The sequence below is a fragment of the Streptococcus sp. Marseille-Q6504 genome (assembly GCF_965111625.1).
Genome location: NZ_CBCOON010000004.1, coordinates 61,697 through 82,503, shown reverse-complemented (window position 1 = coordinate 82,503; position 20,807 = coordinate 61,697). Strand labels below are relative to the sequence as shown.

Genomic DNA, 20,807 nt, shown 5'->3' with positions numbered 1-20,807 from the left:
TGAAACTGCTTAAAGAATTGGATGCAATAGTTATATGATTACAGAATGGGAAGAATTTTTAGATCCTTACATTCAAGCTGTCGGAGAGCTGAAAATAAAACTCCGTGGAATCCGAAAACAATATAGAAAACAAAACCGACATTCTCCGATTGAGTTTGTCACGGGTCGGGTGAAACCGATTGAAAGTATCAAAGAAAAAATGGCACGCCGTGGAATTGCCTACGATACACTTGAACAAGATTTGCAAGATATTGCAGGGTTACGTGTCATGGTTCAATTTGTAGACGATGTGAAAGAGGTTGTTGCAATCCTTCGTAAAAGACAGGATATGAGAGTTGTTCAAGAACGTGATTATATCACACATCGCAAGGCATCAGGTTATCGTTCTTATCATGTGATTATTGAGTATACGGTTGATACCATTTATGGCGCAAAAACGATTCTAGTTGAGATTCAAATTCGTACCTTGGCTATGAACTTTTGGGCCACAATCGAACATTCCCTCAACTATAAATATCAGGGAGACTTCCCTGAAGAAATCAAAGAGAGGCTTGAGATTACTGCTAGAATTTCTCATCAGCTAGACGAAGAAATGAGTAAAATACGAGCTGATATACAGGAAGCACAAGCGCTCTTTGATCCTTTGCACAGAAAGTTAAATGACGGGGTAGGAAACAGTGACGATACCGATGAAGAATACAGGTAAACGAATTGACCTAATTGCCAACCGTAAACCTCAGAGTCAGAAAGTTCTATTCGAGTTAAAAGAACGACTGAAAAAGAATAATTTTATCCTTAATGATAAAAATCCAGATATTGTTGTCTCTATTGGTGGGGATGGCATGTTGCTGTCTGCCTTTCACAAGTATGAAAATCAACTGGATAAGGTTCGGTTTATTGGAGTTCACACTGGACACTTAGGCTTTTATACAGACTATCGGGATTTTGAGTTGGACCAATTGGTCACAAATTTACAGTTGGATAATGGAGCTCGTGTCTCTTATCCACTATTAAGTGTTAAAATCTTTCTCGAAAACGGAGAGGTTAAGTCTTTCCGAGCATTGAATGAAGCAAGCATTCGTCGTGCAGATCGTACAATGGTAGCAGATGTTATTATCAACCATGTACCCTTTGAACGTTTTCGTGGTGATGGTTTAACAGTTTCAACGCCGACTGGAAGTACTGCCTATAATAAATCACTCGGTGGAGCAGTCCTTCACCCAACCATAGAAGCGTTACAATTAGCTGAAATTGCAAGTTTAAACAATCGGATTTATCGAACGCTTGGTTCTTCTGTTATTGTTCCTAAAAAGGATAAGATTGAAATCATACCAACACGGAATGATTATCATACAATTTCAGTTGACAATAGTATCTATTCTTTCCGAAATATTGAGAGGATAGAGTACCAGATTGACCATCACAAAATTCATTTTGTAGCGACACCAAGTCATACCAGTTTTTGGAATCGTGTTAAAGATGCCTTTATTGGTGAGGTGCACGAATGAGGTTTCAGTTTATTGCCGACGAACATGTCAAGGTAAAAACCTTTTTGAAAAAACACGAAGTTTCTAAAGGTTTACTTGCTAAGATTAAGTTTCGAGGTGGTGATATTCGAGTGAATGGACATCCGCAGAATGCAACCTATCTTTTAGATATTGGAGATGAAGTTGTCATTGACATTCCTCCAGAGGAAGGTTTTGAAACCCTGGAAGCTATTAATTATCCTCTAAATATTCTGTTTGAAGATGATCATTTCTTAGTTATAAACAAACCTTTTGGAGTCGCGTCAATACCTAGCGTCAATCATTCCAATACGATTGCAAACTTTATAAAGGGTTACTATGTAAACCAAAATTATGAGAATCAACAAGTTCATATCGTGACTCGACTTGATCGAGATACTTCTGGTTTGATGCTTTTTGCTAAACATGGGTACGCACACGCCAGACTAGACAAGCAGTTGCAAAAAAAGGCAATTGAAAAGCGTTATTTCGCTCTAGTCAAAGGGGATGGGTATCTGGAGCCTCAAGGAGAAATCATTGCACCAATAGCTCGAGATGAGGATTCCATCATTACAAGGCGAGTAGCAAAGGGTGGGAAATATGCTCACACTTCCTATCAAATAGTAAAATCTTATGGGAATATTCATCTAGTCGATATTCGTCTTCACACGGGTAGAACTCATCAGATTCGAGTACATTTCTCACATATAGGGTTTCCATTACTGGGAGATGACCTTTATGGGGGAAGCCTAGATCATGGCATAGAACGCCAAGCTCTTCATTGTCATTACTTATCGTTCTATCATCCTTTCTTAGAAGAGCAGTTAGAGCTGGAATGCCCGCTGCCGGATGATTTCGACACACTTATAACACAGTTATCAAATAATAATTTATCTTAAAAGGAGTCAAAACTCATGGAAGTTTTTGAAAGTTTGAAAGCCAATCTAGTTGGTAAAAATGCACGCATCGTCTTACCTGAAGGTGAAGAACCACGTATCCTACAAGCAACCAAGCGTTTGGTAAAAGAAACAGAAGTTATCCCTGTACTATTAGGAAACCCTGATAAAATTAAAATCTACCTTGAAATTGAAGGAATTACAGAAGGTTACGAAGTTATTAATCCAGAACATTACCCACAATTTGAAGAAATGGTAGCTTCTCTTGTTGAACGTCGTAAAGGAAAAATGAGAGAAGAAGAAGCGAGAGAAGTACTCATCAATGATGTTAACTACTTTGGCGTTATGTTAGTTTATATGGGCTTAGTAGACGGTATGGTATCAGGTGCTATTCACTCAACAGCATCGACTGTTCGTCCAGCTCTTCAAATCATCAAGACTCGTCCAAATGTTAGCCGTACTTCAGGTGCCTTCCTCATGGTTCGTGGTACTGAGCGTTACTTGTTTGGTGACTGTGCGATCAACATCAATCCAGATGCTGATGCTTTAGCTGAAATTGCTATTAACTCAGCAATCACAGCTAAAATGTTTGGTATTGAACCTAAGATTGCTATGCTTAGCTATTCAACTAAAGGATCAGGTTTTGGTGAAAGTGTTGATAAGGTTGTTGAAGCAACTAGAATCGCACACGACTTGCGTCCAGACCTTGAAATTGATGGTGAATTACAATTCGATGCTGCCTTTGTTCCAGAAACTGCGGCTCTTAAAGCTCCTGGAAGCAACGTAGCTGGACAAGCTAACGTCTTCATCTTCCCTGGTATCGAAGCAGGTAACATTGGTTACAAGATGGCAGAACGTCTTGGTGGATTTGCTGCAGTTGGACCTGTTTTGCAAGGCCTTAACAAACCAGTAAATGACCTTTCACGTGGATGTAACTCTGACGATGTTTACAAACTAACTCTAATTACTGCAGCGCAAGCTATTCATCAATAAGAATTTTATCCCTCTTTTCCTCTTGGTAAAGGGGGATTACCCTTTTTTAAAGACACGATTCATCTGCAAAATTAGCCAAAATATGGTAAAATAGTCAGTAATCATCTATGTTTTATAAAATAAGTTTGTACGAAGAAAAGGAAATGAAATGGCAACTATTCAATGGTTTCCTGGCCATATGTCCAAAGCACGACGTCAGGTCCAGGAAAATTTAAAATTTGTTGATTTTGTGACAGTTTTAGTAGATGCACGCTTGCCCTTGTCTAGCCAAAATCCAATGCTGACTAAAATCATAGGGGACAAACCAAGGCTATTGATTCTAAACAAGGCAGACCTTGCAGACCCAGTATTGACAAAAGAGTGGCGTCAGCACTTTGAATCACAAGGCATTCAAACGCTTGCTATTAACTCCAAGGAACAAATAACGGTAAAAGTCGTGACTGATGCTGCTAAAAAGCTCATGGCAGATAAGATTGCTCGTCAAAAAGAACGTGGGATTCAAATCGAAACCTTGCGCACTATGATTATTGGAATTCCAAACGCAGGAAAATCAACTCTGATGAACCGTTTGGCTGGTAAGAAAATTGCTGTAGTTGGTAATAAACCAGGTGTGACAAAAGGTCAACAATGGCTTAAAACCAATAAGGATTTAGAAATTTTGGATACTCCAGGGATTCTTTGGCCAAAATTTGAAGATGAAACTGTTGCACTTAAACTTGCCCTTACGGGAGCAATCAAGGATCAGTTACTTCCAATGGATGAGGTAACGATTTTCGGTCTCAATTACTTTAAAACGCATTATCCTGAAAAGCTTCAAGAACGTTTCAAACAAATGAATCTGGACGATGAGGCTCCCGAGATTATCATGGATATGACGCGTATCCTTGGTTTCCGTGATGATTACGATCGTTTTTACAATCTCTTTGTTAAAGAAGTTCGTGATGGAAAACTTGGTAACTATACCTTAGATACATTGGATGATCTCAATGGCAACGATTAAAGAAATAAAAGAAGTATTAGCAAAGATAACTGATCTTGAAAGCCCCTTATTTAAGGAATTTGAAAAAGATTCTCGTTCAGGTGTCCAAAAGGAAATTGAAAAGCGAAAAAAGGCCATCCAAGCAGAAATTGATGAAAATCTTCGCTTAGAAGCCATGCTTCGCTATGAAAAAGAACTTTTCGTTCAAGGGATTAACCTAATTGCAGGTGTAGACGAGGTTGGACGTGGTCCGCTAGCTGGTCCAGTGGTGGCTGCTGCAGTGATTTTACCTCAAAATTGTAAAATTAAAGGTTTAAATGACAGCAAAAAAATTCCTAAGAAAAAACACGAAGAAATTTTTCAGGCGGTCAAAGAGAACGCCTTAGCAATCGGTATCGGGATTATGGACAATCAAGTCATTGATCAAGTCAATATCTACGAAGCGACGAAACTAGCCATGAGGGAAGCTATCTCTCAACTTGAACCTCAGCCAGAACATCTTTTGATTGATGCTATGAGGTTGGACTTGCCAATCACTCAGACATCCATCATCAAAGGGGATGCCAACTCCTTATCTATTGCAGCAGCATCGATTATAGCTAAAGTTACCAGAGATAAGATTATGACAAACTATGACCAAGAATTTCCAGGCTATGATTTTGCTCAAAATGCTGGCTATGGAACTGCTAAGCATCTAGAAGGAATTGAAAAGCACGGTGTCACACCTATTCATCGCACCAGTTTTGAACCGATTAAAACGATCGTTTCAGAAACTAGTAAAAGATAATTAGATAATTAAAGGAGAGAATTATGGAGGAACAATCGGAAATACTTAGTTCTAAGAAAGAATTTGCCTTCGCGTCCAGTACGATCTTAGCTCAAGTAGGGCGAGGTATTATTGTCGGATTAGTTGTAGGAATTATTGTCGGATCATTTCGATTTTTGATTGAAAAAGGCTTTCATATCGTTCAAGGATTTTATCAAGACCAAGAGAATCTGATACGGAATCTATTGATCATTTTATTGTTTTATATCCTCATTTGCTTACTTAGTGCCAAATTAACACGTTCAGAAAAAGATATTAAAGGTTCTGGTATTCCTCAAGTTGAAGCGGAGTTAAAAGGTCTCATGTCTCTCAATTGGTGGAGTGTCCTCTGGAAGAAATATATTCTTGGTATTTTAGCAATTGCTAGTGGACTCATGTTAGGGCGTGAAGGTCCCAGTATTCAGCTAGGTGCCGCTGGAGGAAAAGGAATTGCTAAATGGCTCAAGTCTAGCCCTGTTGAGGAGCGTTCTTTGATTGCTAGCGGAGCTGCGGCTGGTCTTGCTGCAGCCTTTAATGCACCGATTGCGGGGTTATTATTTGTAGTAGAAGAAGTCTATCACCATTTTTCACGATTTTTCTGGGTTTCTACCTTAGCTGCTAGTCTAGTAGCAAACTTCGTTTCTCTTCTCATCTTTGGCTTAACACCTGTGCTTGATATGCCTGATAATATTCCTCAAATGAGTCTTAGTCAATATTGGATTTATCTGGTTATGGGGATTTTTCTTGGAGTTTCTGGATATCTATATGAGAAAGCCGTTCTAAATGTCGGAAAAGTATATGATTGGATTGGTCAAAAGATTCATCTGGATAAGGCCTATTATCCTATTCTAGCCTTTCTCCTTATCATTCCAGTAGGAATCTTCCTACCACAAATACTTGGTGGCGGAAATCAAGTTGTTTTATCCTTAACAGAACACGATTTTAGTTTTAAGATTCTCTTCCTTTACTTCATCATTCGCTTTATCTGGAGCATGATCAGTTACGGAAGTGGACTTCCTGGTGGAATTTTCCTACCTATTTTAGCTTTAGGATCCTTACTTGGAGCTCTGGTCGGTGTTATTTGTGTCAATCTTGGCCTTGTTAGCCAGCAGCAATTCCCTATCTTTGTGATTCTTGGAATGAGTGGCTATTTTGGTGCTATCTCAAAAGCACCTTTGACAGCTATGATTCTTGTTACTGAGATGGTCGGTGATATACGTAATCTCATGCCTTTAGGTATGGTGACCCTAGTTGCCTATATTGTTATGGATCTGCTCAAAGGGGCGCCCGTCTATGAAGCCATGCTAGAAAAAATGTTACCTGAATCAGCAACTGATGATGGAGAAGTTACACTAATTGAAATTCCAGTATCAGACAAAATTGCTGGTAAGCAAGTACATGAACTCAATTTACCTCATAACGTACTCATCACAACCCAAGTACATAATGGGAAAAGTAAGACAGTTAATGGATCTACAAGGATGTATCTAGGTGATATGATTCATCTCGTGATTCCAAAAAGCGAGATTGGAAAAGTTAAAGAATTACTACTATAAAAACATAATTTAAGTTATGTAAATATTTAATTTTTTAGGATATTTTTTAAATAATTAAAGGGAGTTACTATGAGTAGAAACAAGGCTCTTGTAGTTTATTTGGTAGGAACTTTTAGCCAATTGTTATTAGTTTGTTTAGTTGTATTTTTCTTTAATCATTTCGCTATTCGTTCTAATCTAGTAAATATTCTCGGTGTAATGATTGGTGGTATCTCTACAGCCTTATGGGGTAGCATTGTTGCCATTTGCTATTATGAGATTGACTTAAAGAAAATAATAAAAGATTTTTTTAACATTCAGACCAGTTACAAACATTATTTATTAGCATTTTTTCTTATTATTCTTGATTTCTCTTTTCTATTTTTTGGAGGGGAAATCGTACAATTTATCTGGTATCTTCCTTTTCTGATGTTTTTTAAATTTATTGTATTTGGTGGGTTGGAAGAAATCGGTTGGAGATACGTATTTCAGCAAATTTTACAAGAAAAGTTACACTATTTTCAAGCGACATTTTTAACATTTATCATTTGGTCAATTTGGCATTTATTGTTCTTCTATATAGATGGATCCCTAATCAATCTTCAATTAGTACCTTTTTTATTTGGATTGTTGACAAATTCCTTCATTCTTTCAGCTCTTTATTTAAAAACAAAAAATCTCTGGATTTGTGTGATGACACATTCAATAATTAATGTGTTTTCTCAATTAACTATCAGTGACGATCATTACGAAATCTATCTAATCAAAATTTTTGTTATTGTAGCATCGTGTTTTCTAGCAAAGTCCAGCAAAGTTAAATATAAGACAAAACGTATTAATTAGTATTTAGAACAATTTTAAACATTAAAAGCGAGTTAAAAATCCAAACCAACAAAGTGGTTTGGATTTTCTTGATTTAAGAAAAAATTAAAAGTTTATGTAAAAGAGCCTTAGTAAGTATTAAACATTGCTAGAAAAACTAAAAGTTAATGTACATTTGAAAAGTTTTTAGTTTTCACTTAGATAAAGTACATATTACAGTAGATGGATAGCTTTTAAAATTTCCAGTATTCACTTAAATAAAGTACATAATTAAGAATAATTAGCTCTAAAAAATTTTTGGTTATAGGATTTTAAGTTATCTATTCCTAAATCCCCCCTATAACATCTTTCCGAAAAACTATAATTTTCTTGAAAAATATACCTAGCTATGCTATACTACTAGTATAGAAAGATTTGGAGAATAACATGAAACGCGAGATCTTATTAGAACGTATCGATAAACTCAAACAAGTCATGCCTTGGTACGTCTTAGAATATTACCAATCAAAACTGGCCGTTCCATACAGTTTTACGACCTTATACGAATACTTAAAGGAATACGATAGATTTTTCACCTGGGTCTTGGAATCTGGTATATCGGATGCTGACACCATGGCCAATATTCCCTTAGACGTTCTGGAGCACATGACCAAGAAAGACATGGAATCCTTTATTCTTTACTTACGTGAACGTCCTCTGCTCAATGCCAATACGACAAAAAACGGGGTTTCTCAAACAACCATTAATCGTACACTTTCTGCACTTTCTAGTCTTTATAAGTATTTGACTGAGGAAGTTGAAAATGAACAAGGTGAACCTTATTTCTATCGCAATGTCATGAAGAAGGTTGCAACCAAGAAAAAGAAAGAAACCTTGGCTGCGCGAGCTGAAAATATCAAGCAAAAGCTCTTTTTAGGTGATGAAACAGAGGGATTTTTGAATTATATAGATGAGGAATACCCTAAAACTCTCTCAAATCGAGCCTTATCGTCCTTTAAAAAGAATAAGGAGCGAGATTTAGCCATCATTGCACTCCTTCTCGCTTCTGGTGTTCGTCTCTCCGAAGCAGTTAACCTTGATCTTCGAGATCTCAATCTTAAGATGATGGTGATTGACGTCACTCGAAAAGGTGGAAAACGAGATTCAGTTAATGTTGCTGCCTTTGCTAAACCCTATTTAGAGCAATATCTAGCCATTCGCGATAAACGCTATAAGACAGAAAAAAAAGATACAGCTCTCTTTCTGACCTTGTATCGAGGGGTTCCAAACCGAATCGATGCTTCTAGTGTTGAAAAGATGGTAGCTAAGTATTCGGAAGACTTCAAAGTTCGGGTAACTCCCCACAAACTACGCCATACGCTTGCAACACGTCTCTATGATGCAACCAAATCACAGGTTTTGGTAAGTCACCAGCTGGGACATGCTAGCACACAAGTTACCGACTTGTATACCCATATCGTTAATGACGAACAGAAAAACGCCTTGGATAGTTTATAATACACATAATATAGATTATGTAATGTTTTAGTGTTAGAAAAAGAGCGTAGGATTTTTTATCGAATCTTACGCTCTTTTATTATTTCTATAAAAATTCGATCCAATAATTACGGTGTGGCTCAATAATGACTGGTTTTCCCCAGAATGATTTTAGATAGGCCAAATTTGCAGGGGTGACAGGTCTTTTTTCACCATTGAACTTCTCTGCACTCTCTTCCGTTAGAAAGCATTTAACTGCTTCATATGGTGTACCATCGCTCGCTATTCGATCAATTCCTAAATAAGCAATTTCATCACCGTTTTTTGGAATATCTGTAAATAGTTTACCAATAAAATAAACCGTCTTATCTTTCATTAATTCGTAAGCCTTACTATTTTCCAGTCTGTTATTCGCTGCAGCGTACATAATACAAAAACTGTCCACAATATCTTTCAAAGGCATTAATTCTTCTTTGCTGACTATAATTTCGTCGGGAGCAAGTCCACCAATGATTAAGCTTTTATAATGAGGTTGCTGGATGACATTATCTAATGCCATTCCTAATGGTAGTTGGACAGCTTGATAGCCCAATGGTTCTAACTCTTGTTTTTTCTGGTCAAGGTGTTCTTGTGTAATACTGATATTCAAATCATATGGACTTGAAGGTTGTTGCTTGCTAAAAAAAGCCACTACTATACGATCTAACTGTTCAAATAGACCAAGTTTTTCCACTGGAATTTTCATCATTGAATATAATCCCCTTTTTTGTTCAGATTTCCTCTTTATTCTACTCTCATTATTTTTGAATATCAAGTCCAAAATAAAAGATATCCATGTTAAATGGATATCTTTTACTTTATTCTACAACTGCCTCAGCAATTTCTTCTGCAGTAATTCCTGCGAAGTAACGACCTAGGTTAATGGTTTGAAGGGCCTTAAGAACATCTTCGCGTTCATATTTAACACCACGAAGGATATCTTCTACAGCTGCTACATCTTCGATACCGAAGAAGTCACCATAAATCTTGATATCTTGAATTTTTGACTCGATAACGTTAGCAAAGATTTCAACTTTACCGCTTGGGAATTTTGTGCCACGACGGACGTTATACTCTGGTGATTTACCATAGTTCCAGTCCCAAGTTCCAAACTTAGTTTCTTTGATGCGATTGATTTCAGCTAATTCTTCATCTGAGAATACATACTCAGTCATCTCAGGGTATTCTTTTTTCATGTATTCCAAGAGTAAATCACGGAATTCTTCAACAGTGATCTTTTCTGGCAATTCATCGATAATATTAGTTACTCGAGCACGGACTGATTTAACCCCTTTTGATTCAAACTTATCTTTAGACACTTTAAGTGCGTTAGCTAGGACAGACAAATCCACGTCAAAGAGAAGACAACCATGGTGCATGATACGGCCATTGATATAGGCTTGTGCATTTCCACAGAATTTCTTGCCGTCTATTTCTAAGTCGTTACGGCCTGTAAATTCAGCTTTAACACCAAGTTCAGCCAAAGTATTGATAACTGGAGTAGAGAAGCTCTTGAAGTCAAAGGCCTTGTTTTCATCTTCTTTTGAAATGATGGTATAGTTAAGGTTGTTCAAATCATGGTAAACAGCTCCACCACCACTGATTCGACGGACTACTTCAATTCCATTTTCACGAACATAGTCACGGTTAATTTCTTCGATGGTATTTTGGTGACGACCTACAATGATAGATGGTTTGTTGATCCAAAGAAGGAAGATTTGAGCTTCATCAAGAAGATGCTTAAAAGCGTACTCCTCTAAAGCAATATTAAAGGCAGTGTCGTTTGAATGATTGATAATGTATTTCATAAGATACCTTCTAATACGATAGAGACTGGAAAACAATTCCAGTCTAGTCTATCTATTTTTATTTTTTCTTAGGTGAATGGATAGCCATTCCAAGAACATCAGCAAATGCTTCGTACATAACTTCAGAGTATGTTGGGTGTCCGTGGATTGTCTTAAGCATTTCTTCAACAGTGATTTCCATTTCGATGATACTTGACGCTTCATTGATCAACTCTGCAGCTGCAGGACCAATGATGTGGACTCCAAGGATTTCGCCATATTTCTTGTCTGCAATGACTTTAACAAATCCTTGAGCTGCATCTGATGCAATGGCACGTCCGTTTGCAGCAAAGTTGAATTTACCGATTTGGACATCGTATTTTTCACGAGCTTGTTCTTCAGTCAAACCAACTGCTGCTACTTCTGGAAGTGTGTAAATAGCTGCAGGAGTCAAGTTCAATTTAGCAACATGGTGATTTCCTTTAAGGGCATTTTCAGCAGCTACTTCACCCATACGGAAGGCAGCGTGAGCCAACATCTTAGTACCGTTGATATCACCTGGTGCATAAATACCAGGAACAGAAGTTTCCATGTACTCGTTAACCTTGATACGACCACGGTCTAACTCAAACTCAACTTCTCCGATTCCTTCAAGATCTGGAACACGACCGATTGAAAGAAGGGCTTTATTTGCGATGATATCATCTTTTCCTTCAACTTTGATACGAAGTTTGCCATCTTCTTCGATGATTTCTTGAAGTTTAGTACCTGTCAAGATAGTCATACCTTTACGCTCAAGAATCAAACGAAGGTTCTTAGATACTTCCGCATCCATTGCTGGAACAATGCGATCCATCATTTCGATAACAGTAACTTTTGAACCAAATGTCATGAAGGCTTGACCAAGCTCAATACCGACAACTCCACCACCAATGATAACGAGACTTTCTGGTACTTCATTCATTTCAAGGATATCGTCACTAGTCATCACAAGTGATGATTCCATTCCAGGAACGTTAATCTTGCTTACTTTTGAACCACCAGCAAGAATGATTTTCTTAGTTTCAAGCAATTCAGAACCATTTACCAAGACATTCTTATCTTTAGTAATAGTACCGATACCTTTATGAACATCAACTCCATAGCTACGAAGAAGTCCTGCAACACCACCTACAAGGGTATTGACAACTTTAGATTTAGTTTCTAAAAGTTTTTCCATATCAACAGTGAAGTTAGGATTTTCAATCACGATACCACGATTTGCAGCATGACCGATATTCTCGATAATTTCGGCGTTGTGAAGGTAAGTTTTAGTTGGGATACATCCACGGTTTAAGCAAGTTCCACCAAGTTCAGATTTCTCAACAAGAGCAACCTTACCACCTAATTGAGCTGCTTTAATGGCAGAAACATAACCAGCAGGTCCACCACCAATAACAACGATATCATAAGCATCATCGCTCTTACCATCATCGTTCGAAGCACTTGCTGCAGGTGCTGGGCTAGCTTCTGGTGCAGCTGCTCCAGCTGTTGGGATATTTTCCCCTTCTTCACCAAGATAACCGATAACTTCAGTAACAGGAACAGTCTCGCCGTCCCCTTTCAGGATAGCGATCAAGTAACCGTCTTCTTCTGCTTCCAATTCCATGCTGACTTTGTCAGTCATGATTTCCAAAAGGATTTCTCCTTCTTTTACAAATTCTCCGACTTTTTTATTCCATTGGACGATTTGTCCTTCTGTCATATCCACGCCGGCTTTTGGCATAATTACTTCTAAGGCCATATCTTACTTCCTTTATCTATATTTCTAAAAATAAATTCTCTAAACCAACATTGAGATTGGGTTTTCAATTAAAGCTTTCAAGTCTTTCATAAACTTAGCACCAGCCATACCATCTACGACACGGTGGTCAATTGTTAAACCAAGACTCATAATTGGACGAATCACGATTTCACCATTTACTACAACCGGTTTTTCAACTGTTGAGCTAACACCGAGGATTGCTGAGTTCGGTTGGTTGATGATAGGACCAAATGATTGAACCCCAAACATTCCCAAGTTACTGATGGTGAAGGTTGAATTTTGCAATTCGCTAGGAGCTAGTTTACCATCCAAAGTACGTCCGATGACATCTTTAAATGCAACAACCAATTCAGACAAGGTCATCTTTTCAGCATTGTAGACAACTGGTGTCATCAATCCATTATCCATACCAACCGCCATCGCAAGGTTGACGTAGTTGTGGGTGATAATTGTCTTACCATCCTCTGTCAATGAAGCATTGATGTATGGGTGTTTCATCAGTGTCTTAACAACTGCGAGTGAAAGCAAATCTGTAACAGTGATTTTCTTGCCAGTTGCTTCCATGATTGGATCAAGCACTTTCTTACGAAGGGCTAGCATCTCAGACATATCTACATCGTAGTTTAGCGTGAAGGTTGGTGCAGTCAAGTAAGACTCAACCATACGTTGAGCAATAACCTTACGCATAGGAGTCATCGGAATACGCTCGATTTCCCCATAAGGAGTTACGTTATCTGGAATTTCTTCCACTTTTTCGATCTGAGAAGGTGACTTAATCGTATCGTTTTCAATATTTTCCGGAAGGAAAGCTAAAACATCCTTCTTCATAATCTTGCCACGATGACCAGTTCCTTGGATTTCCTGCCATGCAATGTTATGTTCAAGGGCAATTCGTTTTGCAAGTGGTGAAATGCGAACCACATTAGTGTCTTTAAATGTTTCCACGTCTTCTTTGTGGACACGACCGTTTGCGCCTGAGCCAGAAATATCGTAGAGATTAATTCCTAAATCATCCGCTAATTTTCTAGCTGCAGGAGTCGCTCTTAGCTTATCATCAGCCATGACCTCTCCTATTCTATACTAAGATATTAAGGACGAAGAGGGCAATGAAAAAATAGGAGATTGACGATGTGTTCGATGAACACAAGGAAATCTATCTTTTTTTCACAGACCTCCGTCCGAATTCAATTACATGATGTAAAGGGCGTTTAAAAGCGACCGAAAAATATGAAATCAACGTAGACTTCGATGAAGTCAAGGAGATTTATCTTTTTTTCCAAGCTTTTAGCCCATGCTCTAATCTAAGATATTAAGGACGTAGAGAACTTTGCATCTATTAGATACAAAGCTTCTCGTCTGATTGTTTTACATAATTTATTTTATGTACTATTGTTTGTTGTGAGTTTTACGGATTGCATCTTTGATGCTTTCAACAGTTGGAATCATTGCATTTTCAAGATTTTGTGCGTAAGGCATCGGTACATCCTCACCTGCACAACGGCGAATAGGTGCATCTAAATAATCGAATGCTTCTGATTCTGAGATAATAGCTGAGATTTCCCCAATAAAACCACTTGTCTTGTGGGCATCGTTGACAAGAACTACTTTTCCAGTCTTCTTAACTGAGTTAATGATGATGTCTTTATCAAGTGGAACCAAAGTACGTGGGTCTACTACTTCTACTGAGATGCCTTCTTCAGCCAATTCTTCAGCTGCTTGCATGACACGACGAAGCATTTTACCGTATGTTACTACCGTTACATCAGTTCCTTCGCGTTTAATTTCACCAACACCAAGCGGAATTGTATAGTCAGGATCTACTGGTACTTCACCTTTTTGGTTAAATTCTGATTTGTATTCAAGAATGATAACAGGATTATTGTCACGGATAGAAGACTTAAGAAGTCCCTTCATATCAGCTGGTGTACCTGGAGCTACAACCTTCAATCCTGGGATATGAGTGAACCATGATTCCAATGATTGTGAGTGTTGTGCTGCAGAACCTACTCCGTTACCAGCGGCACAGCGGATTGTAATTGGTACTTGACCTTTACCACCAAACATGTAACGAGTTTTAGCTGCTTGGTTGACGATATTATCCATGGCAATAACAGAAAAGTCCATGAAAGTCATGTCGACGATTGGACGAAGCCCAGTCATAGCTGCACCAGCAGCTGCTCCAGAAATAGCTGCTTCGGAAATCGGACAGTCACGAACACGTTCTGGCCCAAATTCTTCAAGCATACCTACAGATGTACCAAAGTCTCCACCAAAGACACCGACATCTTCACCCATCAAGAGTACATTTTCGTCGCGACGCATTTCCTCAGACATTGCAAGGATAATGGTATCGCGGAAAGACATTAATTTTGTTTCCATATTTCTCTACTTCTCCTTAGTCTGCGTAAATATCTTCAAAAGCTGATTCTAGTGGAGGGAATGGACTTTCTTCTGCAAACTTAACAGATGCTTCCACTGCTTCCTTGACCTGAGCCTGAATTTCTTCAAGTTCTTCTGCACTAGCAATTTTATTTTCAACAAGGTACTTGCGAAGGTTTTCGATTGGATCTTTTTCTTTCCACTCATCGACTTCTTCACGTGTACGATATTTACCAGGGTCTGATGATGAGTGACCAAGCCAACGGTAAGTTACACTTTCGATCAAGACAGGACCTTTACCAGAACGAACATGGTCAACTGCTTTCTTAAATCCTTCGTAGACATCGATAACATTGTTACCGTCTTCGATAAACATTCCAGGAATACCGTAAGCAGCACTACGCTCATGGATATGCTTGACATTTGTCATTTTCTTAATATCAGCAGAGATTCCATAACCGTTATTGATACAGTAGAAAATTACTGGAAGATTCCAAATTGAAGCCATATTAACAGCTTCGTGGAATACACCTTCATTCGTCGCTCCATCACCAAAGAAGCAGACAACGATTTTACCAGTGTTTTTCATTTGTTGAGTAAGGGCTGCACCTACTGCAATCCCCATACCACCACCTACGATACCGTTAGCACCAAGGTTCCCTGCATCAAGGTCGGCGATGTGCATTGATCCACCTTTACCTTTACAAGTTCCAGTATACTTACCAAGGATTTCAGCCATCATACCATTAAGGTCGATTCCTTTAGCAATGGCTTGTCCGTGACCACGGTGGTTCGATGTTATGAGGTCGTCTTCGTTTAGAGCTAACATAGCCCCAACGTTTGCAGCTTCCTCACCAACAGAAAAGTGCGTCATACCTGGCACTTTTCCTTTTTTTACTAATTGAGCAATTTTTAAATCCATACGACGAATTTCTTCCATCTTACGGAACATCTCAAGCAAAAGATTTTTATCTAAAGTTGACATAATCTTGCCTTTCTAAGTTTAATTTCTTATAGTTCTATTCTAACTTATAGGTTAACTAGAGTCAAAGATTATGCTTGATATTTTTTCACAAATTAAAAAAAGAAAAGTCAATGAAATCAAGACTTTTCTTTACGTAAAATGGCTATTTCACAAACTGATTTCCATGGATATTTTCAACAAATTATTTGAATCTTTTCATAATAACTTGTAAACGCCACTGATAGAGTAATCCGCTGACAACTAAACTTACGATAAGACCTATCCAATATGAATAAGCATCGAGATTTGTTGAATAATCTAGAAATAAACCAAGAGGTATAGCAACTCCCCAGTATCCAAGGAGACCAAGGTAGAAAGGGATGACAGTATCTTTGTAGCCTCGTAAAATACCTTGTAATGGTGCCGCAAATGTATCAGCTAGTTGGAAAAATAAGCTATAGGTCATAAAACTAGCCGTTAATTGAATGAACTCTGGATCATGACCATAGAGACTGGCAACATTTTCTCTAAAAATATACAGAAAAGAAAGTGTTAAAATTGCGAATACCATAGCTGATAGTCGTCCGATTTTTATGTATTTCTTAGCATCCTCTAGACGTTTAGCACCAACTTCGTAAGAAACAACAATAGCCATTGCTGTTGAAATGCTCATAGGAAAAGCGTACATGAGAGAAGAAAAATTCATGGCAGATTGATGACTAGCTATTATCAATGATGAAAACTTTGCCATAATCAATCCCACTGCTGAAAAAATAGCAACTTCTGCAAATACAGTTCCACCTATTGGTAATCCCAGTTTTATCGCTTCTTTTATTTTGTTCCTGTCTAAAGGTAGTCGGTTTTCTAAGTGTAGTTCTTTTAATTTTTCTTGTTTAAGAAGGACTAGTATAGATATACTCAACAAGGCCCAATAAGCCATAGAGGTCCCAAGGCCTGCCCCAGCTCCTCCCAACTCAGGAAAACCAAAGGCACCATAAATCAATAAATAGTTAAAACCACTATTTAGAGGGAGTAATAAAAGCATCAAATACATGGACAACCTTGTCAATCCAAGTGCATCCAGTAATGAACGGATAACACTAAAGAGTAAGAGAGGAATAATCCCTATTGCTAAAAACCATAGATAACGACCTGCTATATTTGCTACCGCCGCTTCTAATCCCATATTATTTAGAACTAGAGGAGCAACCAGAAAAACTAAAACAAATAGAAAAATGGATAAGCCAAGCGAAAGATAAAGAAACTGATAGAAATCAGAAGCCACTTCTTCTTTTTTCCCACGTCCTAAATGATGTCCAACTATAGGGACTAAGGCAGAAACAATACCTGTTAAAAAAGTAAAGAAAGGATTCCACAAGCTAGTAGCCATTGATACACCAGCTAAATCAATAGTATTATACTGGCCGGTCATGGTCGTATCAACAAAGGAAGCCGAATAATTTGCGAATTGATAAACCAAAATAGGGAAGAAAATCTTAAGAAATAAAATGAACTTGTCTTTAAAATGATGGGTTGGATACATACAGACTCTCTCTAAATTTAAATTTTATAGAGCAGTATTTCATCTAGTATTTATAGACAATCTGTCCATTACAAATAGTGTATTTTACCTGCCCTTTTAAAGTTTCACCGATAAATGGTGAATTAGCTGCTTTGGAAGCAAAATGGTTGTCTACAATTCGGTCAGCTTTATCATCAAAAATGGTAATATCAGCTGGACCATTTTCAGCCAAATAACCTGCTTCAAAATGATACAATTTGGCTGGGTTTACTGTCATTTTTTCTAACAACTCCATCAAGCTTAGCTCACCAGCTTCGACTAAGTAAGTTAAACCGAGCGACAATGAAGTTTCCAGTCCTGTCATGCCTGAAGGAGCTTTGGTGATATCCTCGACATTTTTTTCATCAGCATGGTGAGGCGCGTGATCAGTCGCAATCACGGAAATGACACCAGACTTGAGTCCTTCGATAACTGCACGACGGTCAGACTCCAAGCGAAGTGGTGGATTCATCTTAGCATTACTTCCCTTAGTCAAGAGAAGCGCTTCAGTCTTAGAGAAATGTTGCGGTGCTACTTCTGCAGTTACGTTTGCTCCCAAACCTTGAGCAAACTCTACTACTTTAACACTTTCTTCTTTAGATAAATGCTGAATATGAACATGAGCTTTTGTTGCATAGGCAATCATAACATCACGTGCAATCATAGCATACTCAGCAACTCCTGTTGCCCCACAGATATGGAAGTATTCTTTAGCAATGTTTTCATTGAAACCGAGAATTCCATTCAAGCCAGGATCTTCCTCGTGTAAGCTGATAAAGGTGTTGAGTTTTTTAGCCTCTTCCATAGCTTCCTTGACAACTTTACTGCTTTCAAGCGGAATGCCGTCATCAGAAAAACCTACAGCTCCAGCTTCTAAAAGAGCTTTAAAATCAGTTAAGTCTTGACCATTAAAGTTCTTGGTAATCGTTGCTACAGACTTAACATTAATTTTTTCCTTTGCCGCAGATTGAAGAACTTCCTGCAAAGTCTCAACATCGGAGATGATTGGATTAGTATTAGCCATCATAACGACAGTTGTAAATCCACCTGCAGCAGCTGCTAGTGCTCCTGTATGAATGTCTTCTTTATGAATTTGACCAGGTTCACGGAAATGAACATGGATATCCACCAAGCCAGGTGCAACTACAAGACCAGTTGCATCAATGACCTCTGCATCTTTCTCACTAATTTGTGGTGCAATTTTGACAATTTTACCGTCTTCAACCAAGACATCACACACTTGATCCAAACCAGACTTAGGATCCATTACTCGACCATTTTTAATTAGTAGCATCTGCTTTCTCCTTTATTCGTAGAAATCCACTTGGGTATCCATTAATTTATCACCATCATAAACAAACTTTGCTGAAAAGAATGGTTTATCTTCTAAAAGCCACTCTACGAAGGTGTGGTCTCCTTCCCAGGTTGGTTTGCTTAAAACCTCATCATAAGGAACCCATTCTAAAGTCCCTTCATTACAGTCAATTAAATCACCCTCAAACTCCGTCACCTTAAACACATAGGTGTACCAGTCTAAGTCTGGTGTGAACTCAGGAAAGGTTATTACACCTTTAAGAACCGGCTTAGCCTTCAATCCTGTTTCTTCTAAAATCTCGCGGGCAGCACATTCTTGTGGAGTTTCTCCACGCTCTAACTTTCCACCTACACCAATCCATTTTCCTTCATGGACATCATTAGGCTTTTTATTGCGATGAAGCATGAGCAGTTCTTTTCCATTATCAATGTAGCAAATTGTCGCTAACTGAGGCATATTCTCTCCTTATCTAAGCCAATCAATTGGCTCTTGTCCTGTTTTTTTTAAGAATGCATTGGCCTTGGAAAAAGGCTTGGAACCCCAAAATCCTCTGTAAACGGAAAGGGGACTCGGGTGAGCTGATTCAATAATCAGATGTTGAGGATTACTTACCAATATCTTTTTCTTACGTGCATAAGCACCCCAGAGGAGAAAGACTACAGGTCTATCAAGATTATTAACAACCTTAATTACAGCATCTGTAAAAGGCTCCCATATTTGACCAGCATGACCGTTGGCCTGTCCTGCCGGAACTGTAAGACAAGCATTGAGAAGTAAAACACCCTGCTCCGCCCAAGCTGTCAAATCATGGGATTTCTTAACCCCGATATCATCTGACAATTCTTTCAAGATATTTTGCAAGGACGGTGGCGCTGGAATAGCATCGGGTACAGAAAAACTCAAACCTTGAGCCTGACCAGGACCATGATAAGGATCCTGACCAAGAATCACCACTTTAACATCTTCAAGAGGAGTTGTCAAAAGAGCCTGAAAAACCTTATCCTTGGGCGGGTATACAGTTCCTTGAGCATAAACCTGTTCCATAAAGTGATTGATTTTCCCAAAATAACCTTCCGGTAGTTGCTCCTTAATCAAGGCGTGCCAAGATGAGTGTTGCATAGCTTTCTCTCCTTTACCGTATCCATCGAAAAGCACGTCTTAATTCATCCGTACCATTTTTAAAAAAGCATAAACCATGTGCAAGTATAATCTTATCAGGTTTCCAGTTTAACATACGGGAAAAGGAAGTTTTTGCTTCCCTTTGTCTTCCTATGAAAGTCATCCGATAATCGATAGGAGTTTGTCCATCAGGGGATGTTACACGAGCTAAACGATAGAATCTTCTGCGGATTGGACTAGCTATCTTTTCCGGTTCAAAATTCTCTATGAGGTCTGTCACAATCAGTGTTTTAGTTGATTTATGAAAAAATACCACCTCTTCAATGACTGAACTTCCCTTAAAAATGAGTTGTTCAATCTCATCAGACCATAAGTCAGGAGCCTTATCTGTTAAGGGAGCATCAAATACAACCTTGACTTTCTGACTTTTCGCTCTCTCTTCTACTCCTGGACTAGACCATGCTTGCGCATGAGGATATCTTTGTTTCCAATCTGCAATATAGGCGTAGTGAATCTTATTTGGTGATATCAGGTAAGCAACTTTGCCCAAAGCGTCCAGTTCAGTAAAAAGTTTTTCATTTGGAGCAATAGGAGAATGAATCCAAAGTTTGTCATCATTTAACTTAATCACCGTCATACGTGTCTGAAAAGGAAGTTTGAAGACCTTCATATCCATTTGTATCAAATCACCATCTACTATCCAGATATTTTGATCAACTTTCTTTAGTAAATACAATGGTTCATAAAGAGAAAGAGGTGGCCTAGACATCATTTACTACTCCTTCATTTTTACTGCCTCTATTATAGCAAAAAGTGGCTATGGAAACC

At 38.3% G+C, this 20,807-nt stretch carries 20 protein-coding genes; 9 read left to right on the top strand and 11 right to left on the bottom strand.

Annotated features, from left to right (window positions below; translation table 11 throughout):
• The first annotated feature begins 34 nt into the window (after positions 1 to 34).
• The 9 genes from ACWPUA_RS05460 (at position 35) to xerS (ending at position 9,032) form a co-directional block, all read left to right on the top strand.
• A complete protein-coding gene (locus ACWPUA_RS05460) occupies positions 35 to 706 on the top strand; it encodes a GTP pyrophosphokinase (RefSeq protein WP_454379667.1) in 672 nt (223 codons plus the stop codon).
• Positions 690 to 1,508, top strand: coding sequence for an NAD kinase (locus ACWPUA_RS05455; RefSeq protein WP_454379665.1), 819 nt, complete (start codon positions 690 to 692; stop codon positions 1,506 to 1,508). The genes ACWPUA_RS05460 and ACWPUA_RS05455 overlap by 17 nt, the downstream gene beginning before the upstream one ends.
• Positions 1,505 to 2,404, top strand: a complete 900-nt coding sequence (locus ACWPUA_RS05450; protein ID WP_454379663.1) for an RluA family pseudouridine synthase — start codon at positions 1,505 to 1,507, stop codon at positions 2,402 to 2,404. Before ACWPUA_RS05455 ends, ACWPUA_RS05450 begins: the two co-directional genes overlap by 4 nt.
• 15 nt (positions 2,405 to 2,419) lie before the next feature.
• The gene (gene pta, locus ACWPUA_RS05445; protein ID WP_454379660.1) at positions 2,420 to 3,394 is read left to right on the top strand and encodes a phosphate acetyltransferase; all 975 of its coding nucleotides are present in this window, start codon (positions 2,420 to 2,422) and stop codon (positions 3,392 to 3,394) included.
• 148 nt (positions 3,395 to 3,542) lie between these two features.
• Positions 3,543 to 4,394: a ribosome biogenesis GTPase YlqF gene (ylqF, locus tag ACWPUA_RS05440; protein WP_036754008.1), complete on the top strand. Its 852-nt coding sequence runs from the start codon at positions 3,543 to 3,545 to the stop codon at positions 4,392 to 4,394.
• Complete coding sequence (locus tag ACWPUA_RS05435) at positions 4,381 to 5,160, top strand: ribonuclease HII (RefSeq protein WP_454379658.1); 780 nt, start codon at positions 4,381 to 4,383, stop codon at positions 5,158 to 5,160. Before ylqF ends, ACWPUA_RS05435 begins: the two co-directional genes overlap by 14 nt.
• Before the next feature lie 23 nt (positions 5,161 to 5,183).
• Complete coding sequence (locus ACWPUA_RS05430) at positions 5,184 to 6,734, top strand: chloride channel protein (RefSeq protein ID WP_454379657.1); 1,551 nt, start codon at positions 5,184 to 5,186, stop codon at positions 6,732 to 6,734.
• Positions 6,735 to 6,803: 69 nt separating this feature from the next.
• On the top strand, positions 6,804 to 7,556 hold the full coding sequence (locus tag ACWPUA_RS05425) for a CPBP family intramembrane glutamic endopeptidase (protein ID WP_454379655.1): 753 nt from the start codon (positions 6,804 to 6,806) through the stop codon (positions 7,554 to 7,556).
• 405 nt (positions 7,557 to 7,961) lie between these two features.
• Positions 7,962 to 9,032, top strand: coding sequence for a tyrosine recombinase XerS (gene xerS / locus ACWPUA_RS05420; RefSeq protein ID WP_454379653.1), 1,071 nt, complete (start codon positions 7,962 to 7,964; stop codon positions 9,030 to 9,032).
• Positions 9,033 to 9,117: 85 nt separating this feature from the next.
• Here xerS and ACWPUA_RS05415 read toward each other — a convergent pair whose 3' ends face one another.
• From ACWPUA_RS05415 to ACWPUA_RS05365, 11 genes are all read right to left on the bottom strand, one after another.
• Positions 9,118 to 9,759: a hypothetical protein gene (locus ACWPUA_RS05415; RefSeq protein WP_454379651.1), complete on the bottom strand. Its 642-nt coding sequence runs from the start codon at positions 9,757 to 9,759 to the stop codon at positions 9,118 to 9,120.
• A 109-nt stretch (positions 9,760 to 9,868) separates the two neighbouring features.
• Positions 9,869 to 10,858 (bottom strand): lipoate--protein ligase, encoded by a 990-nt coding sequence (locus ACWPUA_RS05410; RefSeq protein WP_454379649.1) that lies wholly within the window; start codon positions 10,856 to 10,858, stop codon positions 9,869 to 9,871.
• A gap of 58 nt (positions 10,859 to 10,916) precedes the next feature.
• Positions 10,917 to 12,620 (bottom strand): dihydrolipoyl dehydrogenase, encoded by a 1,704-nt coding sequence (gene lpdA / locus ACWPUA_RS05405; protein ID WP_006151487.1) that lies wholly within the window; start codon positions 12,618 to 12,620, stop codon positions 10,917 to 10,919.
• Between the two features lie 39 nt (positions 12,621 to 12,659).
• Positions 12,660 to 13,703, bottom strand: a complete 1,044-nt coding sequence (locus tag ACWPUA_RS05400; RefSeq protein WP_454379646.1) for a dihydrolipoamide acetyltransferase — start codon at positions 13,701 to 13,703, stop codon at positions 12,660 to 12,662.
• A 324-nt stretch (positions 13,704 to 14,027) separates the two neighbouring features.
• Positions 14,028 to 15,020 (bottom strand): alpha-ketoacid dehydrogenase subunit beta, encoded by a 993-nt coding sequence (locus ACWPUA_RS05395; RefSeq protein WP_006152177.1) that lies wholly within the window; start codon positions 15,018 to 15,020, stop codon positions 14,028 to 14,030.
• 16 nt (positions 15,021 to 15,036) lie between these two features.
• Positions 15,037 to 16,005, bottom strand: a complete 969-nt coding sequence (locus ACWPUA_RS05390; RefSeq protein ID WP_036757432.1) for a thiamine pyrophosphate-dependent dehydrogenase E1 component subunit alpha — start codon at positions 16,003 to 16,005, stop codon at positions 15,037 to 15,039.
• Between the two features lie 181 nt (positions 16,006 to 16,186).
• Positions 16,187 to 17,527: an MATE family efflux transporter gene (locus tag ACWPUA_RS05385; protein WP_454379644.1), complete on the bottom strand. Its 1,341-nt coding sequence runs from the start codon at positions 17,525 to 17,527 to the stop codon at positions 16,187 to 16,189.
• A gap of 43 nt (positions 17,528 to 17,570) precedes the next feature.
• Positions 17,571 to 18,839, bottom strand: a complete 1,269-nt coding sequence (locus ACWPUA_RS05380) for a dihydroorotase (RefSeq protein WP_368909822.1) — start codon at positions 18,837 to 18,839, stop codon at positions 17,571 to 17,573.
• Positions 18,840 to 18,851: 12 nt separating this feature from the next.
• A complete protein-coding gene (locus ACWPUA_RS05375) occupies positions 18,852 to 19,316 on the bottom strand; it encodes an NUDIX hydrolase (RefSeq protein WP_368909823.1) in 465 nt (154 codons plus the stop codon).
• Positions 19,317 to 19,325: 9 nt separating this feature from the next.
• Positions 19,326 to 19,979, bottom strand: a complete 654-nt coding sequence (locus ACWPUA_RS05370; RefSeq protein WP_454379641.1) for a uracil-DNA glycosylase — start codon at positions 19,977 to 19,979, stop codon at positions 19,326 to 19,328.
• A gap of 13 nt (positions 19,980 to 19,992) precedes the next feature.
• Positions 19,993 to 20,748 carry a DUF4336 domain-containing protein gene (locus tag ACWPUA_RS05365; protein ID WP_454379796.1) on the bottom strand — a complete coding sequence of 252 codons (756 nt, stop codon included), beginning with the start codon at positions 20,746 to 20,748 and terminating at the stop codon, positions 19,993 to 19,995.
• Between the last annotated feature and the right edge of the window lie 59 nt (positions 20,749 to 20,807).

Coding starts and splice junctions, on each gene's coding strand:
- ylqF (WP_036754008.1), top strand. CDS start 3,543: ATGGCAACTATTCAATGGTTTCCTGGCCATATGTCCAAAGCACGACGT.
- ACWPUA_RS05395 (WP_006152177.1), bottom strand. CDS start 15,020: ATGGAAACAAAATTAATGTCTTTCCGCGATACCATTATCCTTGCAATG.
- lpdA (WP_006151487.1), bottom strand. CDS start 12,620: ATGGCCTTAGAAGTAATTATGCCAAAAGCCGGCGTGGATATGACAGAA.
- ACWPUA_RS05385 (WP_454379644.1), bottom strand. CDS start 17,527: ATGTATCCAACCCATCATTTTAAAGACAAGTTCATTTTATTTCTTAAG.
- ACWPUA_RS05375 (WP_368909823.1), bottom strand. CDS start 19,316: ATGCCTCAGTTAGCGACAATTTGCTACATTGATAATGGAAAAGAACTG.
- ACWPUA_RS05435 (WP_454379658.1), top strand. CDS start 4,381: ATGGCAACGATTAAAGAAATAAAAGAAGTATTAGCAAAGATAACTGAT.
- ACWPUA_RS05380 (WP_368909822.1), bottom strand. CDS start 18,839: ATGCTACTAATTAAAAATGGTCGAGTAATGGATCCTAAGTCTGGTTTG.
- ACWPUA_RS05425 (WP_454379655.1), top strand. CDS start 6,804: ATGAGTAGAAACAAGGCTCTTGTAGTTTATTTGGTAGGAACTTTTAGC.
- ACWPUA_RS05365 (WP_454379796.1), bottom strand. CDS start 20,748: ATGTCTAGGCCACCTCTTTCTCTTTATGAACCATTGTATTTACTAAAG.
- ACWPUA_RS05410 (WP_454379649.1), bottom strand. CDS start 10,858: ATGAAATACATTATCAATCATTCAAACGACACTGCCTTTAATATTGCT.
- pta (WP_454379660.1), top strand. CDS start 2,420: ATGGAAGTTTTTGAAAGTTTGAAAGCCAATCTAGTTGGTAAAAATGCA.
- ACWPUA_RS05460 (WP_454379667.1), top strand. CDS start 35: ATGATTACAGAATGGGAAGAATTTTTAGATCCTTACATTCAAGCTGTC.
- ACWPUA_RS05415 (WP_454379651.1), bottom strand. CDS start 9,759: ATGATGAAAATTCCAGTGGAAAAACTTGGTCTATTTGAACAGTTAGAT.
- ACWPUA_RS05430 (WP_454379657.1), top strand. CDS start 5,184: ATGGAGGAACAATCGGAAATACTTAGTTCTAAGAAAGAATTTGCCTTC.
- ACWPUA_RS05370 (WP_454379641.1), bottom strand. CDS start 19,979: ATGCAACACTCATCTTGGCACGCCTTGATTAAGGAGCAACTACCGGAA.
- ACWPUA_RS05455 (WP_454379665.1), top strand. CDS start 690: ATGAAGAATACAGGTAAACGAATTGACCTAATTGCCAACCGTAAACCT.
- ACWPUA_RS05390 (WP_036757432.1), bottom strand. CDS start 16,005: ATGTCAACTTTAGATAAAAATCTTTTGCTTGAGATGTTCCGTAAGATG.
- ACWPUA_RS05400 (WP_454379646.1), bottom strand. CDS start 13,703: ATGGCTGATGATAAGCTAAGAGCGACTCCTGCAGCTAGAAAATTAGCG.
- ACWPUA_RS05450 (WP_454379663.1), top strand. CDS start 1,505: ATGAGGTTTCAGTTTATTGCCGACGAACATGTCAAGGTAAAAACCTTT.
- xerS (WP_454379653.1), top strand. CDS start 7,962: ATGAAACGCGAGATCTTATTAGAACGTATCGATAAACTCAAACAAGTC.